Origin of the sequence: Hominiventricola filiformis (genome assembly GCF_020686965.1) — a bacterium.
Taxonomy (GTDB): domain Bacteria; phylum Bacillota; class Clostridia; order Lachnospirales; family Lachnospiraceae; genus Hominiventricola; species Hominiventricola filiformis.
Window position 1 is genome coordinate 90,845 of the sequence record NZ_JAJEPS010000002.1, and the last position, 13,884, is coordinate 104,728.

A 13,884-nucleotide genomic window follows, 5' to 3' on the forward strand; every position below is an offset into this window, starting at 1 on the left:
CAAATTTCATTCAATAAAGGAATCATAACATAAAACTAATTATTTTTCATTTCTTTTTTCTTTTCCAGGTTATGTACAACTACACAGCAGGAAGCGTCACCGGTAATATTTACAACGGTACGTCCCATATCAAAAATACGGTCCACACCTGCTACCAGGGCAATACCATCCACCGGAAGTCCGACAGAAGTCAGCACCATGGCCAACATCACCATTCCGGCTCCCGGAACACCTGCAGTACCGATGGATGCCAGCGTTGCAGTCAGAATAATGGTCAGCATCTGCGGCAGTGTCAGCTGAATACCATAACAGGATGCAATGAAAATGGCACAGACACCCTGATAAATCGCAGTTCCATCCATATTAATGGTTGCTCCCAGGGGAAGTACAAAAGAAGATACTTCCTTGGATACTCCCATCTTCTCCACACACTCCATATTGATGGGAAGTGTTCCTACAGAAGAAGAACTGGAAAATGCAAAAATCATGGCCGGGAACATATTTTTAAAGAAATCAAGCGGACTCAGACCGCCGATTGCTTTTACCGTCAGAGAATATACCACTGCCATATGAATGATGTAGCAAATATAAGCAGCCAGAAGCACCATGGCCAGTGAACCGATAATTGCCGGACCATTGGCTGCAATGACCGGACACAGCAGACAGAATACACCGATAGGAGAAAGTCTTAAAATCAGCTCCATACATTTCATGAAAATGTCATTCAGATCCTGAAATCCCTGAATCACACGGCTGTTCTTTTCTTCTCCAACCAGGATAATGGCAAATCCAAGGAGAATTGCCATGACAATGACCTGCAGCATATTGGCATTTACCATCGGATCAAAGAAATTGGACGGGAAAATATTAACAATCGTGTCCATAAAGGAAACCGGTTCAGAAGCTTCATATACCAGATCCGTCGTTGCAACTACCGGGAACATTCCTTTGAACAGATTTCCAACGCAAAGGCCAAAGGCAATCGCAAATGCAGTGGTACAGAGATAATAGACAACTGTTTTCAGACCAATGGATCCTACTTTTCTGATATCACTCATGGAAATGATACCACACATGATGGAAAATAATACAATCGGTACAACAATAAACTTCACCAGATTCAGGAAAATAGTTCCGAATGGTTTAATGTAGGAATTTGCAAAATCTGCATAATTCTGCATTAAAAGACCTGCAATAATAGCAAGTACCAACGCAATAAATATCTGCGCTGCAAGGGACAGTTTCTTCTTTTCTTTCATTCTTATCACCTTCGCTTTCTCGTTTGTATTTTTGCTGCCTCATCACTACAGCAAAAAAGACACTACACTCTATGAATGTAATGTCTTATTCCAACGTATTTATTGTAACATATGCATAGTTCAGACGCAATAAAAAACGGTATTTTTCGTAAATTCCTATACTTCAAATTTATAGCCCATACCCCAGATGGTCTTGATCATCTCACCTTTTTCACCAAGCTTACTCCTTAACTTCTTCACATGGGTATCAATGGTTCTGGCATCTCCGAAATAATCATAATTCCATACGTTGTTAAGAATTTTCTCTCTGGAAAGAGCAATGCCCTGATTTTCCAGAAAATATGCCAGCAATTCAAATTCCTTATAGCTTAATTCAATCTCCTGTCCATCAATCTTTACCTGATGCGCTGCTTTATCGAGTTCAATACCTCCTGCTGAAATCACATCATCGTTGGTCAGAAGGTTCGATCTTCTCAAAATCGCTTCCACTCTCGCCACCAGAATCTTCGGACTGAAGGGCTTGGTGATATATTCATCCACCCCCAGGTCAAATCCCTGGAGTTCGTCCCGCTCGTCTCCTTTGGCCGTCAGCATGATAATCGGCACTTTGGAGTATTTTCGGATCTCCCGACAAACCTGCCAGCCGTCCATCTTCGGCATCATCACATCCAGAATGATTAATGCAATGTCCTTCTCCTTAAAGAAAATATCAACTGCTTCCTCTCCGTCTCCTGCTTCCAGCACATCAAAGTTCTGTTTTACCAGGAAATCACGAACCAGTTTCCGCATACGGCTCTCATCATCTACGACTAAAATTTTCAGCTTTTCCATACTGCAAGCCTCCATCTATTTTTCTCATGATTTCATAGTATAACAAATGAATATGACAATTCTGTGAAGAATTTTAATTTTTAACGTTTTTCAACCAGTATCTGATGCCGCTCTCTTTATGAATCTTTTTACGGAATAAGTCCTCTCATTCTCGCCCATGTATTATACAGTTCGGTCAAATGCTGCACCGGAAGCACACAGAGCATACAAAACAGCACTGCTCCGGCCAGTACGCAGATCCGCACCATGGGAAACCGTTTTCTCTGCCGCAGAACAAAACTTATGAGCACCATTCCCATCCAGATCATAAACACCATGGGAAGAATCCGGTTGATGGTAAGTCCGTAGCTTCTTATATAGAGAAACATTTTACTGGCTGCCGTGATAAGTAATAAAAGCGTCTCTCCTGCCAGCAGTATATTGCAGCATTTCAATGCTTTCGCAGTCTGTCCGGCAAACATATTGGCCAGAAACAGAATGCCCAGCGTCCAGATACCAATCTGGCACAGTTCAAAAAATCCCCTTCTCGCATATTCTGCATAGGTAAATGTCTCCGGCAATCTCCCAGCAATAGCGGAAAAGAGATAATTTCCCTGAATTCCCATAAAAAAACCATAGACCCCACAGATCACCAGAAGCACCGTACAGACTGTCACCTGCGGTAATCTCTTCACCTGTACAGACATTTTCCGGAGCTGTTCCACTTTGATGTCGTCCGTGTGAACTTTGTAAATACTCCCGTATACCAGTCCAAACAGATAAAGAGATACCGGAATGGCAAACAGAAGCCTCATCAGCACAGTTGCCAAATGCCACTGCAAATACTCTGTGATTTCTTCCGTCGCCCTTGCAAATCCTGCATCTGCCCGGGACAGAAGGGGAAGAATCATACAGAGAACCGGAATGACCAGCACCAGCCCGCAAACTACTGCCATTACACCGCTCATCTTCATTTTCTTCTGCTCTGTTCCCTCTTCCTGTTCGTTTTCTTTTTCCGAGAACCACACCAGGATCTGGGCTGAAAAATTCCGAAACGGCACCTGGACAAATACATTCCACAGGTCAAATGCAATAAAATGGGACGTCTTTCCGTGATCCAGGAGGCTTCCGCCTACCGACTCCGTCCAGTAGGCCGCTGCCATCATAAGCGCCAGTATCTGCAAAATACCAAATGTCAGATAGAAATTCATAGGTATGGCAATGGCGAACAGGACTGTCAGCCAGAACCAGCTCTCACGGGCCGGTTTTCTGCCGCTTCCATAGCAATACCCCAGCACTGCGATTGCATAAGCAGCCGTAAATAAAGTCAGTCTCCATTCCGATGTCCAGGAAGACCACAGATAAACAAACCCATAGCCAAGCCCCAGGTAAAGAACTGACATGATCTGATTAAGATCTTTCGTTTTCATCGTTTTCATCATCTCCGTCTTCCACATATTCCAGAATATCCCCCGGCTGACAGTCAAGGGCCTTACAAATACTGTTCAAAGTGCTGATCTTAACAGCTTTCGCCTTGCCATTTTTCAGCACGGAAATATTTGCCATGGTAATACCGACCCGTTCAGAGAGCTCTGTCACACTCATCTTCCGTTTCGCCAGCATGACATCGATATTGATAATAATTGACATGATCGCATCCTCCTATATGGTCCAGTCGCTCTCATCCTGCAGCCTCGCCGCTTTCCGGATGAGATGGGACAGCATGGCCGCCGCGATGGCAATGGCAGTTCCCACCAATGCAATAAGAAATGAAGCCAGCAACACCCCCGGATGATTCATATGGAGAATCAGATAAACTACATTTCCAACAACCAGAAGTACCGCATCCGCCGCTGCCAGAAAGGAAACGTTCCCCATACGTTTTGCATTCTCCATGGTAAATGCTTTGTCCTTCTCAATATCTGTAAAAATCTTCCACGCCATCCATAATGCCATATAACAGGGCACGGACAGAATCCATAAAAATATGAGCCATGGCCAAAAATATCCGCCAAACTCCGGTGCCAGATCCACCATCCAGCTTCCTACTCCCGGCAGGACTCCCAGATCCATCACCATTCCGCATCCCGCTGCGAAAATCACCAGAAATTTTAACCATTTAATCAGTCTGTGCTGCTCCATACCACTTCGCTCCTTTATGTTTGTTTATAGGTGCAGTATAGTTGGTATAAAGATATTTGTCAATACATTTTTATCGTTTTACGATAAATTATAATTGTAATTCAAGACTTCTCATTTTTTTATGATCAGCATGTTTTTTATTTTTCTGACAATTTTTGTTGAAATTTGACAATTTTAATGATAAGCTATTTGTAAGAATAATCGTATCTACGGAGGTGACCAGATTGAAATTTACAAAAATGAAAACTGTTTTATGTGCAGTATCTGCCGTGTTCCTTGCATCCATCTTTGGGGCATTTCCTTCTGAGGCGAAGACCGCTTTTGATCCCAGCTACTATTTTGAGAAATACGTGGATGTAGCAAATGAATACGGCTTCGATACCCAGGCCCTGTTCAACCATTATCAGACGGCCGGCATGCAGGAAGGCCGTTTTCCGAACCGGGAATCCGAGTGGAAAGCTGCTGCCGGATATGTGGCCACTCAGGAAGAACGAACCGCTTTCATGATGCAGATCCCATCCCCCAATCCGGAGAATGCCAATTCCGACCTTCCGAAATTCGACCCGATCTACTACTACAATAACTATCCGGATGTAGCCGCTGTCATCGGACCGGATGCTGTAGGACTTCTGAATCATTACTTTGCGTATGGATACAGCGAAGGCAGACTTCCCTACTATGGTGCTGAACCATGTACAGATGTACAGACTTCCTTCTAAACGAAAACGACCCTGCCTGGAATTTTTAGTTTCCGGCAGGGTTTCGTTTTTCTTATCTTATGCTCTTTTTCCACCTTCGACGCAGATCCAGTTCTCGCCCTTCCTGGTATGAATCTGAATATCTGTGAATCCGGCATTTATGAACAGCTGCTCAAATTCTTCTTTCGTCGGATTAAAGAGATGATAATTCCGGATATTCTCTTTTTCCCGATCCGTCAGATTTCCATTCTGGTAAATATCTGCCACCAGAAGGAAGGTTCCGCCTGCTTTCAGCACACGCCGTACTTCTTTCAGGTTTTCCTGTGGATCCGGCCAGAAATAAAAACTCTCCACGGTGATGATTTTATCAAAGGAATCATCTGCAAAGGGAAGATTTTCCACCGAACCTTCCAGTACATCCATCTTACCGCTCTTGATATTCTTCTCGTTATTCCTCCTGGAAGTTTCCACGGATACGTCCGAATAATCCACACCTGTCACATGACCGGAGGTTACCTTTTCCGCCATCCGGTGAAGCGTTGCTCCACCGCCGCAGCCAATATCAAGAACCCTGTCATCCTCCTGAATCTCCCAGTAGGAAAGGGCCCAGCCGGTCACCTCATAATGGCTCTGGTTCATGCGCTCCAGCATTTCCTCGCCTTCCGTGCCCTCCGGCTTGCGCGGATTGCCGATGCGTGTCACCTCTTCCTGTGTTTTCATGGTCTTGCTCCTCCTGAAATGATCTCTTTCTGAGAAGTCTCTTATTTCACTTCTACCAGCTCAATCTTGAAATTCAGCTCTTTTCCGGCCATCTCATGATTGGCATCAAAAGTAATGTTTACCTCATCCTTTGCGGTTACTTTTACCGGGAACGGCTGGCCCATCTGATTGGTCAGATATACCTGCTGGCCTACTTCCAGATCTTCGGAGCCCGGAAGCTTTGCGATCTCCATCTCAAAGATGGCATCCGGATTCGGCATTCCATATGCTTCTTCCGGCATCAGGTGAATCTCTTTCACCTCGCCAACTTCCATATCTGCCACTGCAGCATCGTAACCTTTGATCATCTGACCTGCACCGCATACAAACTCCAGCGGTTCGCCGCGGTCATAGGATGAGTCGAACTGGGTTCCATCGTTAAAAGTTCCTCTGTAATGAGTACGGCAGGTCTTGCCTACATTGCGTCCTGTCAGGTTGTCCATGATAAATCCTCCGTTGTTTTCAAAATGATTCCCTATAAGAGTACCTAATCTTTACCGTTTGTGCAAGAAATATTTCCGCAAAAAGATGGGTAAAAATTTGAAAATTAAATGGATATACCCTTTCCTGTATAAATATATCCGTTTTCGGTTATTTACTACTTTGCGGATATTTTTATTGACTTTTACGCATTCAAAATATATACTATAAGTATCTATTTAAGTAATTAAAACCAACAGGAGGATGAACGTATGGCAGCATTATATGAAGAATTGAAAAAGAAGAAATCCGAACTCGGTATAACAACGGAACAGCTTTCACGACTGTCTGGTGTCCCTGTCGGTACCATCAATAAAATTTTAAATGGTGAAACAAAATCTCCCCGATATGATACTTTAAACGCCTTAAATCATGTTCTTTCCATCCCGGACAGCAATTATTCAACTGCTGATCGAATCGGAGAAGCTCTTCCTGCGTATGCAGTTGCTCCTAAAAAGCAGGGTGACTACACACTGGATGATTACTATGCACTTCCTGATGATGTCCGGGCAGAGTTGATCGACGGAGAACTGATCTTTCTGGAAGCGCCTTCATCTATTCATCAGGAACTTATTACAGAATTGTTATTAGATATCGGAAATTATATTCGAAACAATAAAGGTCCCTGTAAGGTTCTTCCTGCTCCACTTGATGTTCAGCTGGACTGTGATAACCGTACCATGATCCAGCCTGATATCTCTGTGATCTGTCAGAAGGAGAGAATCGTAGAAAAAGGTGTTTACGGCGCACCCGATTTCTGTATCGAGATTGTCTCACCCTCCAGCCGCAAGCGAGATTATTCAAAGAAAGTTGATAAATATATGAGTGCCGGTGTGCGGGAATACTGGATCGTCGATCCCAAACGTGAAACGATACTCTGTTATTTCTTCGAAACGGAAGACTATCCGCAGTTATACACTTTTAATGATATTATCCCTGTTCAGATCTATCAGGAAAATCTGAAAATCAATTTTGCAGAAATCAAAGCCAGACTATAATTCCATGCAAAAAAAGAACCCGATGGTCACTCATATGCCATCGGGTTCTCTCACTTTCTATTTCGTAATCTTCATATTCGGCCACACAAATTCCACAAACGCGTCGGGATACTGTTCATCCAGGAAGCTTTCCACTGCATTCTCTGCGGGGACACCACCTTTTCGCTCCACATACCGCATCATGGCAAAAGCCGATAATGCCAGGTCACAGACCATCAGCGCCACACACACCCAGGTGATGATTTTTCCTGCAATGGGCGGAATTTTCTCGATCAGACGGCTGAGGGGCGGATAAATGATTTTCACCCAGATCAGGGCCAAAATTCCCCAGAAAATGCAGAACAGAAGGTTTGTTCTTCCGCCAATATTGAAAGGCATGTTGCTGTAGTCCCAGAATACTGTGCCAAATACTTTCTCTGAAATGACACTGCACATGTATTCATAAGTACCTCCAAGGAAGAATCCTCCAAGGAAAATATATCGGTCTTCCAACTTTGCAAGACGATATAAAAGCATGGTCAGAAGTGCTGCTCCAAATCCCCACACAATACTGAAAGGGCCGTAGAGCACACTGGAACGGCTCATCCAGATACCTGCGGTGAAATGCACATAAAAGGTCTCGATGATATCACCGCCCAGAGCACAGATAAAAAATACCCAGATAATTTTATCAAGGCACAGTCCCCTGGCAAAGGTATACTGCTTCTCTGCCTCTGACACTGGTTCTTCGCCTGCCTTCAGGTTTGGATATGCCAGCTGAATACGCCGCCAGAACCGATCGGCGATCCAGGTACCAATTCCTACTTTCCGCTCCCAGATACCGCGCTCCAGATTCTTCATTTTCTCCGGAAGAGGCTTTCTGTGAACCGCATATTCCACAGCGATAAAATCAAGAATAACCACCGCCATCAGCACAAATACAATGATTTTCAGGACCAGCACTGGAATGATCTGAGTCAGGAAGAAGAGCATAGGCTGAATCAGCAGCATTGCCACCACTGCCACTGCGCTCATGCCCAGCACATCCAAGAATCCTCTTCCTTTACCAGCATAGACCGAATGTTCCTCCTGCTCCCACAGCACGGCTTTGGTCATCCGGTTCGAAAACTCTCCTGCCAGCTGGGCGCATGCAGAGGTAATGACCATATATGCCACTACCTGCAGAAGATACCGGTCTTTCAATGTCGGCAGTACCAGAATCAGAAGATCCATCATAATACCGTAAGAAAGGCTGAAGGGAACACCAAACACACCGCGATTATGAAAATGGCCTCTGCGCACGGCAACAAAAAGCGTTTCTCCGCACCATCCAATAAACGAGTAGCAAAATAAGAAAAACAACAGTTCATAAATCGTATATTCCATGTAAGTCTCCTCTTTATGATAATAGTTAAATTGATCCCTGGGTGAAGGTCACATCAAAAATCGTTCCTCCTGATGGGTTCGGTCTGACCGTAATACTGCCCTCATGCACCCTCACAATTTCACGAGCCAGAGCAAGTCCAAGTCCTACACCACCAAGCTCCCGGCTTCTGGATTTATCCACACGGAAGAAGGGTTCAAACACCCGCTCCCTGAGATTCTCAGGAATTCCGCTTCCCGTATCAGATACCGACAGACACACCTTTTGTTCCTTCCGGCAGGCAGTTACGGTAACCTGACCTCCCAGATGATTATATCTTATAGCATTTTCAACGAGATTGTACACCAGTCGGTAAATAAGAACATCACTTCCCATCATCGTAATACTCTCACATTTTCCAATAAGTGTGATATCTTTTTCCTGGGCAAGAGGTTCCAAGTCTGCCAGCACCTCATCAACAAGGGCATCCACTATAATTTTTTCATCCCGGCTTACCGTCTGAAACTCACTCATATCGAGAAGCGTCTTTACCATTTTGCCAAGCCTGTCGTTCTGTTCCGTGACCATCTTTATCGTCTGCAAAGTCTCTGCATCATTGTCCGGATGACGGGTGGAATTATATAGATCAAGCTGTACCTGCATTAAAGCTAATGGGGTTCGAAGCTCATGTGCCGCATTGGCAGTAAATTGTCTCTGGGTCTCAAATGCATGAGAAAGACGTCCCAGCATCTTATTATAGGAAATACTAAGCTGGTTCAGTTCTTTCACCTGATTTTCTTCTATTCGTGAGTCTGCCAGATTTTGTGCCTGCACCTTTTCAATTTTATCAGAAAATTCTTTGATTGGTCTGAGTGCATGTCCGCTTATAAAATATGTGGCTACCCCGCCAAGAAGAGCAAGAAAAGCTGAGATAAGCAGACTGTTTTTTTTGTAGTCTGCCTTATTATTGTATACCTGAATCGAAAAATCCGTTGCAAACTCATCCCACTTATCATCCGGAATGCTGATGTATATTTCGTCTGCATCCTCCGCGTTGTCATCTCCCTGGGCATCCACCCTTTCCTGCAGAGTATCCATGTAATATACCCCGTTTTTATAGACAAACATCGTCAGACATCCACATATAACCGCAATATAGATGGTAATGATACAGGTAAGTCTCCACTGCAGTGATATTTTTTTCATCTGTCGGATACCTCCCGTATTTGATATCCCTCTCCCACTTTGTTCAAAATCGGATCATATCCAAGCACAGCCTTAAGCTTTTTTCTGAGGGAAGACATATGTACTCTGATGGCTCCACTAAAGCTGTCCGCAGATGCATCCCAGACATGTTCCATCAATTCCTCCTGGCTCACCGGTCGGCCTAAATTAAGAAGCAAATATTCCAGAATCCCATTTTCTTTTCTTGTCAGGGAAACTTTTTTTCCCTTTGCATATGCCTCCCGTTTGATCGTATCGAACTTTATCCCGCCACTTTCCAGACATACATCCTTCTGCACAAATTTTCTTCTTGTCAGGCTTCTGATCCGTGCCTCAAGTTCCTGCAGATGGAATGGTTTTTCCATATAATCATTTGCCCCTGCATCCAGTCCTTCCACCTTATCCGCAATCTGGCCTCTTGCCGATAATATAAGAACCTTTGTCTCTTCATTTCTCTGTCTGAGTTCCTTCAGTATCTCCATACCATCCATACCGGGCAGATTCAGATCCAGGACAATCAGATCATAATTCTCCGCCAGAATACATTCCAGCGCCTCTTCTCCATCATAACAGGTGTCCACCTCGTACCCGGCACCATACAGACTTTTCGCAACTGTGTCACATATTTGTTTCTCATCTTCAACAATTAATAATCTCAAAATGATTTCACCTGTTTCTTAACAAAGATTTTACAACCGTTATTGTATAATACCTAAGTCAGCTGGTCAATAAATAGAACAAACGAAAGGAATGACCCTATCTTGAAGTGCGGAAAAATCGTTCCGACCGTCCTGCTCCTCGCAGGTATTACCATGATGGGCTATGGTGTAATCAGAGGAGAAGCGGCTGTCGTGCTTGGTAAAGCAATCAAATTATGTCTGGAGTGTGTCGGAATTGGATAAGAAAAAGAAATTACTATCAGAAAAAACAGCTCAACTACGCGGGTGGATACAGGCAGCCGCAACGTTGCTGACCAATATTCATATTCCTAATTTATGGAAAGGCAAAATATATCAAGGCAAGGCGAAAGCAATCTGTGTACCAGGATTAAACTGTTATTCCTGTCCCGCCGCCTCGGGAGCATGCCCTATTGGAGCCTTTCAGGCGGTTGTCGGATCGTCCCGCTTTAAATTTTCCTACTACATAACCGGTTTTTTTATTCTGCTCGGCGTGACCCTTGGAAGATTTATTTGTGGTTTCCTGTGTCCCTTTGGATGGTTTCAGGATTTACTTCATAAAATCCCCGGAAAAAAACTTTCCACCGCCAGACTGAAACCGCTAAGATATCTGAAATATCTCATTCTTATCGTTTTTGTTATCCTTCTGCCAATGCTTGTAACGAACTCAGTCGGAATGGGCGACCCCTTCTTCTGTAAATATATTTGTCCCCAGGGTGTTTTAGAGGGTGCTATCCCACTTTCCCTTGGAAATGCATCTATAAGGTCCGCACTGGGAACGCTGTTTTCTTTTAAATGCTTTATTTTAATTACCGTTGTGGTGTTAAGCATTTTATTTTACAGACCCTTCTGTAAATGGATTTGTCCTCTTGGTGCAATTTATTCATTGTTTAACAAGGTCAGCCTTCTTCATATAAAGATTGAAACCGACAAATGTGTCGGTTGTAACCAATGTACAAAGGCATGTAAAATGGATGTGGATGTGTGCAAAACTCCAAATCATCCGGAATGCATCCGATGCGGGGCCTGTATCAAAGCTTGTCCTAAAGATGCAATCCACTACCAGTTTATGGGAAAATCATCGAAAACGAAATAGTGAAAGGAGCTATTATTTATGAAAACCAAAAGAACATTGATTGCTGTTATGATACTTAGCATGGCATTGCTTACGGCATGCAGCACAAAAAAATCTGCGGACAATTCCGCCACCAGCCTGGATGACCTGTATCAGCAGGAGAACCAGGTCTTTGCAGATCATGAAGATGTATGGAACAAAGTATTTGGCATGATGGATAAAAGCACTGCCGATCCCAATGGAAATTATGCGGATTATCTGGCTGACACCATCGAATCAGGCAAAGAGGCTTTTACGGATGAGGAGCTGAAAACACTGACGGATGATATAGAAACGATACGAAATCTTGAGGAGCAGATAGCAGAAATGGAAAATGAAAATGCGGCATCAGATACCACCGGTCAGGAAAATAATGCTGAAAATGTATCTCCCTTTAAAAATTTTTCCGGTCTGGATTTTGATGGAAATCCTGTTGATGAAAGTCTCTTTTCCGGAAATGCTGTCACTGTCCTCAATTTCTGGTTTACCGGATGCAAGCCCTGCGTTGCCGAGTTGCCTAAGCTTAATGAATTGAACGATGCAATCAAATCAATGGGTGGCGAGGTAGTCGGCATCAATACAGAAACCTTTGACGGAAATGAAGCCGCCATTCAGGAAGCATCCGCGATTCTTGAAAGTCAGGGTGCCAAATACCGCAACCTTTCCATCGACTCTGCTTCCGATGCAGGTAAATATGCCTCCGACATTATGGCATTTCCTACCACTATACTGGTCGACAGAAACGGCAATATTGTGGGAGATCCCCTCCTTGGAGGAATTGACAATCAGGACAACTATGATGCTCTGATGAAACAGATTCAATCAGTCATTGATGCTGACAGCTCGAATAAATAATTCTAATCAGGGACAGGATAAAAGCCAGAGGTTTTTTATCCTGTCCCTGCTGCTATGAGCATTCATTATTCAGCCGTGACTGGTGTGATCGTGATATTCGCCGCCTCGATTCCTGTCTTCCTCTTTACCACATCCTCAATCTGTGCCCGTTCTGCATCACTGACCTGCGAGCTGCTCACCACCACGTCAGCGCAGGCATCATTGATACTCACCACTACCTCATCAAACCCCTGGGCCGTCAGGAGGGTTTCTGCTGCCAGCTCCTTTTCTGCCGCATCTGTCATGGCTACCATCTCATCAATGGCACTTTGCTTCTGTTCGTCTGTAATATGAGTGCTGTTGATAAGTTCCATGAGAATTTCTTTATTTCTGGAGCGGTTCTGTTCCCGGGTCACCTTTGCCTCGGATACCAGTCCGACACCCACAGTGGTACTGGCCATCACGGTCTGCCCGGCATCCGTACCTTCTTCGACTGCCACATCTCCGTCCTCATTTTCATCAAGACTCGCAATATCCTGACTTCCTTCATCCACCTCTCCCGTCAAAGCGTAGGTATCTTCTGCGGAAATATCCTGCGCCAGATCTGTCTCAGCCACATCTTCTACCGCCTCACTGTCCACACTCAGCAGGGAAGGATTTACATCCGTTCCCGCATAGTTCAGATATCCTGCTATGGCAATCATGCCCGCCAGCGCAGTGATAATCATCTGATTTTTCTTAAATACAGGCTTTTTCACAAGCTTCTTCACTTTGTTTCCTCCACCTCCATTTTCATTATTTTAATTTTATGAGGTTCAATGCCAAATAATGCCTGAGCGGCTCCGATAATTTCTTCTTTGACGCTGCTCTTATCACCCCCTTCTGCAATGACCAGAACTCCCTCCACCTGCGGATTGCTTTCCGACGTTACGTAAGGCCTGCGGCTTGAGCTCCCTGACTCCTCATATACGGTCTCCTCCTCTGTTCCGCCCGTCCCCACCTGCTTATCCTTCTCTACTTTCCGCTCCCCGCTTCCTTCAAAGGTAAGCATAACCCGGACCTGTCCGACGCCCTCCACTCTTGAAAGCAAATCTTCCAGTTTCTTTTCCATCTGCTCTTCGTAGCTATCTGTCTCCTGCGGGATCTCTGTTTTCTGCCCATTGTTCTCCTGTGTTCCTTTCTCTTTTCCGGAATCCACCGGAACAGCAATCACTGCCAGTAAAAGTCCACACAGCGCCATAATCAGGAACTGATCCTTTCCTGGGGGCCAGTATTTTTTTCGCAGTGCTTCCCATTTTTCCTTCATTCCGGCATCTCCTCCATCTCCCTTTCCTGCAGAAATACTTTCTGATCCAGCTGCTCCGACAATCTGAAAATCTGAAAGACCGGCTGCAGTAAAAGCAATACCAGCAGCAGTCCAAGATAAAACCGCACATACCGCTCATACCGCTCTCCGGGAATCAGCTGCAATACCATCTGTTCCAATAAATAGAAGACCGCAATCATCCGCACCATATCCAGAATTGCCTGCATCTTATTCCCCCTGT

The 13,884-nt window shown here is 44.5% G+C and carries 17 protein-coding genes and 1 pseudogene; 5 read left to right on the forward strand and 13 right to left on the reverse strand.

All coding sequences use genetic code 11. The features are described from left to right. Positions 1–35 precede the first annotated feature (35 nt). The 5 genes from LKD36_RS03195 to LKD36_RS03215 all read right to left on the reverse strand — a co-directional run bounded on the left by LKD36_RS03195 (position 36) and on the right by LKD36_RS03215 (position 4,211). On the reverse strand, positions 36–1,259 hold the full coding sequence (locus LKD36_RS03195) for a dicarboxylate/amino acid:cation symporter (RefSeq protein ID WP_308458653.1): 1,224 nt from the start codon (positions 1,257–1,259) through the stop codon (positions 36–38). A 156-nt stretch (positions 1,260–1,415) separates the two neighbouring features. After that, positions 1,416–2,090 (reverse strand): response regulator transcription factor, encoded by a 675-nt coding sequence (locus LKD36_RS03200; protein WP_308458654.1) that lies wholly within the window; start codon positions 2,088–2,090, stop codon positions 1,416–1,418. A gap of 128 nt (positions 2,091–2,218) precedes the next feature. Further along, positions 2,219–3,499, reverse strand: a complete 1,281-nt coding sequence (locus LKD36_RS03205) for a DUF4153 domain-containing protein (protein WP_308458655.1) — start codon at positions 3,497–3,499, stop codon at positions 2,219–2,221. After that, complete coding sequence (locus LKD36_RS03210; RefSeq protein WP_118770157.1) at positions 3,480–3,719, reverse strand: helix-turn-helix domain-containing protein; 240 nt, start codon at positions 3,717–3,719, stop codon at positions 3,480–3,482. The genes LKD36_RS03205 and LKD36_RS03210 overlap by 20 nt, the downstream gene beginning before the upstream one ends. A 12-nt stretch (positions 3,720–3,731) precedes the next feature. Further along, on the reverse strand, positions 3,732–4,211 hold the full coding sequence (locus tag LKD36_RS03215; protein WP_118770158.1) for a DUF2975 domain-containing protein: 480 nt from the start codon (positions 4,209–4,211) through the stop codon (positions 3,732–3,734). A 224-nt stretch (positions 4,212–4,435) separates the two neighbouring features. Between LKD36_RS03215 and LKD36_RS03220 the strand changes: the two genes are divergently transcribed. Further along, the gene (locus LKD36_RS03220; RefSeq protein WP_308458656.1) at positions 4,436–4,930 is read left to right on the forward strand and encodes a hypothetical protein; all 495 of its coding nucleotides are present in this window, start codon (positions 4,436–4,438) and stop codon (positions 4,928–4,930) included. Between the two features lie 57 nt (positions 4,931–4,987). Here the strand turns inward: LKD36_RS03220 and LKD36_RS03225 are convergent, their stop codons facing one another. Both LKD36_RS03225 and LKD36_RS03230 read right to left on the reverse strand, forming a co-directional pair. Further along, complete coding sequence (locus LKD36_RS03225) at positions 4,988–5,629, reverse strand: class I SAM-dependent methyltransferase (RefSeq protein ID WP_308458657.1); 642 nt, start codon at positions 5,627–5,629, stop codon at positions 4,988–4,990. A gap of 41 nt (positions 5,630–5,670) precedes the next feature. Then, positions 5,671–6,105: pseudogene (locus LKD36_RS03230) on the reverse strand (FKBP-type peptidyl-prolyl cis-trans isomerase); the annotation flags it as partial. A gap of 255 nt (positions 6,106–6,360) precedes the next feature. On the opposite strand from LKD36_RS03230, the gene LKD36_RS03235 reads away from it, so the two are divergent. Continuing rightward, positions 6,361–7,146 (forward strand): Uma2 family endonuclease, encoded by a 786-nt coding sequence (locus tag LKD36_RS03235; RefSeq protein ID WP_308458658.1) that lies wholly within the window; start codon positions 6,361–6,363, stop codon positions 7,144–7,146. Between the two features lie 57 nt (positions 7,147–7,203). Here LKD36_RS03235 and LKD36_RS03240 read toward each other — a convergent pair whose 3' ends face one another. Genes LKD36_RS03240 through LKD36_RS03250 form a run of 3 tightly spaced genes read right to left on the reverse strand, consistent with a single transcriptional unit; the run spans position 7,204 to position 10,377 of the window. Further along, positions 7,204–8,511: a putative ABC transporter permease gene (locus tag LKD36_RS03240; protein ID WP_308458660.1), complete on the reverse strand. Its 1,308-nt coding sequence runs from the start codon at positions 8,509–8,511 to the stop codon at positions 7,204–7,206. A 25-nt stretch (positions 8,512–8,536) separates the two neighbouring features. Further along, positions 8,537–9,694: a sensor histidine kinase gene (locus LKD36_RS03245; RefSeq protein ID WP_308458661.1), complete on the reverse strand. Its 1,158-nt coding sequence runs from the start codon at positions 9,692–9,694 to the stop codon at positions 8,537–8,539. Then, positions 9,691–10,377 carry a response regulator transcription factor gene (locus LKD36_RS03250; protein ID WP_308458843.1) on the reverse strand — a complete coding sequence of 229 codons (687 nt, stop codon included), beginning with the start codon at positions 10,375–10,377 and terminating at the stop codon, positions 9,691–9,693. Before LKD36_RS03250 ends, LKD36_RS03245 begins: the two co-directional genes overlap by 4 nt. A 96-nt stretch (positions 10,378–10,473) precedes the next feature. Between LKD36_RS03250 and LKD36_RS03255 the strand changes: the two genes are divergently transcribed. The 3 genes from LKD36_RS03255 to LKD36_RS03265 are packed head-to-tail and all read left to right on the forward strand — an operon-like array spanning position 10,474 to position 12,358. After that, complete coding sequence (locus tag LKD36_RS03255) at positions 10,474–10,614, forward strand: CD1871A family CXXC motif-containing protein (protein ID WP_308458662.1); 141 nt, start codon at positions 10,474–10,476, stop codon at positions 10,612–10,614. Beyond that, positions 10,607–11,485, forward strand: coding sequence for a 4Fe-4S binding protein (locus LKD36_RS03260; protein WP_308458663.1), 879 nt, complete (start codon positions 10,607–10,609; stop codon positions 11,483–11,485). Before LKD36_RS03255 ends, LKD36_RS03260 begins: the two co-directional genes overlap by 8 nt. An 18-nt stretch (positions 11,486–11,503) precedes the next feature. Continuing rightward, positions 11,504–12,358, forward strand: coding sequence for a TlpA disulfide reductase family protein (locus tag LKD36_RS03265; protein WP_118770167.1), 855 nt, complete (start codon positions 11,504–11,506; stop codon positions 12,356–12,358). A 65-nt stretch (positions 12,359–12,423) separates the two neighbouring features. On the opposite strand, the gene LKD36_RS03270 is transcribed toward LKD36_RS03265, so the two are convergent. The 3 genes from LKD36_RS03270 to LKD36_RS03280 are packed head-to-tail and all read right to left on the reverse strand — an operon-like array spanning position 12,424 to position 13,870. Further along, positions 12,424–13,107 carry a SpoIIIAH-like family protein gene (locus LKD36_RS03270; protein ID WP_308458664.1) on the reverse strand — a complete coding sequence of 228 codons (684 nt, stop codon included), beginning with the start codon at positions 13,105–13,107 and terminating at the stop codon, positions 12,424–12,426. Then, a complete protein-coding gene (locus LKD36_RS03275; RefSeq protein WP_308458665.1) occupies positions 13,104–13,643 on the reverse strand; it encodes a stage III sporulation protein AG in 540 nt (179 codons plus the stop codon). The genes LKD36_RS03270 and LKD36_RS03275 overlap by 4 nt, the downstream gene beginning before the upstream one ends. Beyond that, positions 13,640–13,870, reverse strand: a complete 231-nt coding sequence (locus LKD36_RS03280; protein ID WP_118770169.1) for a stage III sporulation protein AF — start codon at positions 13,868–13,870, stop codon at positions 13,640–13,642. The genes LKD36_RS03275 and LKD36_RS03280 overlap by 4 nt, the downstream gene beginning before the upstream one ends. Positions 13,871–13,884: the final 14 nt, after the last annotated feature.